Origin of the sequence: Rubellimicrobium rubrum (assembly GCF_006152115.1) — a bacterium.
GTDB classification, from domain to species: domain Bacteria; phylum Pseudomonadota; class Alphaproteobacteria; order Rhodobacterales; family Rhodobacteraceae; genus Rubellimicrobium; species Rubellimicrobium rubrum.
Map to the genome: position 1 here is coordinate 1 of NZ_VDFU01000091.1, position 1,762 is coordinate 1,762.

Below are 1,762 nucleotides of genomic sequence, written 5' to 3' on the forward strand. Positions count from 1 at the left end.
TGCCTGTGCTGCCGGTGAGCTGGTCGTTTCCGGTTCCGCCGTCGAGGCGGTCGTCGTCGGTTCCGCCGTCGAGGCGGTCCTGGCCGCCGTCGCCCAGGAGGGTGTCGTTGCCGCCGTCGCCTTGGATCTGGTCATCGCCGGCCAGGCCGTTGAGGCTGTCGGCGCCCGCGGTGCCGCGCAGGACGTCGGCTCCGGCGGTGGGGTTGCCCGGGGTGGTGGGCTGTGTGGGCTGGGTGGGTTGGGTGGGGTTGGTGGGCGGGGTGGCCGTGCCGCCGCCGCCGTTGAAGACGGAGTCGGGCCGGTTGTCGTTCCACCAGGCTTCGACGCTGTCGCGGAAGGCTTCCACGGCGGAGGCGCGGGGGGTGTCGCCGCTGTAGGCGCTGTCCCAGATGCCCCAGCTGCCGTAGCGGTCGCCCGCGCCGAAGTCCGAGTAGTGGGCCAGCATGCCGCCGCCGTTGTCCTTCCACATGGTGAAGTACTGGTTGTAGAGCTGCGCCATCTCGGGCCGGTCGGCCAGGGCGGTGAGGAAGCGCGTCATGGTGGCGTCGTTCGAGTACTCGACGAGGTGCTGCCCGCCCTCGTAGCCTTCGAGCTGCCAGCCCATGCGCTGGGCTATGCCGGAATGGTAGGCCACGGTGGAGGCCAAGGCGTTGATGTCCTGCCCCAGCCAGGCCAGCGCCGCCTTCATGCCCGCCTCGCCCTGCGAGGCCCAGGTCCTGACCTGGGCGGCCATGTGGGCCACGCCGCCGCCGAAGTAGGGCGCGATGGCGTAGACATGGAAGGGGGCGTCCTTGGGCGCGGTGCCGCCGCGGGCCACGTGGTCGGGGGCGTTGAGGGCGTACTGCTCGAGCCCTTGCCAGCCCGACTGCGTCGCGAACACGTTGAGCGCGCGGGTGCCGGTCTCGTTGCCGTAGACGCTGGCCACGATGCGGGCCATCTCGGCCGCCTTGACGCCGTACCACTGCATCCAGCCGCCCTGGACGCCTGCGCCCCAGGTGCTGACGGCCTGGGCCTGCGCCCATTGCGCCTGGTCGAAGGCCCAGTTCCAGACCTCGTTGGAGTACTCGAAGTGGGCCTTGAGGTTGGGGTCGAGGTGGTCGCGGACATAGGTCGCGAACTGGCGGATGTAGTTGGCGTCGGCGCCGTGGGGGATGGTGAACCACGGGTCCGCGTCCACCTTGTTGGCCAGCGCCACCATCATGTCCACCGACGCGCCCGTGCCCTTGTCGTAGGAGCTTTGGGAGGCCTCGCCCGGCTGGGTGGTGTCGCCCCAGCTGCGCACGGCCGAGTTGTTGGTGTCCATCCAGTCCATGAAGCGCAGGGAGCGGAAGTCCTCGATCTTGTCGAGGAAGGCGGGGTTGAAGATCTCGCCCGCGTCCAGGAGCGCCTTGTCGCTTTCGTGGTAGATGCGGATGTCGCGGATGTAGTTGCCGGTCTTGTTGGGATCGGTGCTGCTGATGGTGAGCCAGTTGGCCTGCGGGCCGGGGTCCACGACGATGCGGTTGCCCGACCGGCTCACGATCGTGGCGCCGCCCACGTCGAGGGTGCCCTCGCCCTTCCAGTCGATGACGTAGTTCCCCGCGCGCATCTGCGCGCCTTCGGCGGCCCAAACGGTGGCGATGTTCTGGAACGGCGCGGCCCCGCCCGACTGGGTGAAGCCACGCACCCAGCCCTGGGCGTCGAGGTTGAGATGGTGGGCCTCGTTCGAGTCCCACACGCCGTTCTCCTGGGTGAACCAGGGACGCGACAGCTTGAACTGATC

1 protein-coding gene is annotated in these 1,762 nt (G+C 69.5%); it reads right to left on the reverse strand.

Annotation, left to right across the window (positions count from 1 at the left end; genetic code table 11):
* A partial coding sequence (locus FHG66_RS22550) for a calcium-binding protein (RefSeq protein ID WP_139079154.1) occupies window positions 1–1,717 on the reverse strand: 1,717 nt, incomplete at its 3' end.
* Window positions 1,718–1,762: the final 45 nt, after the last annotated feature.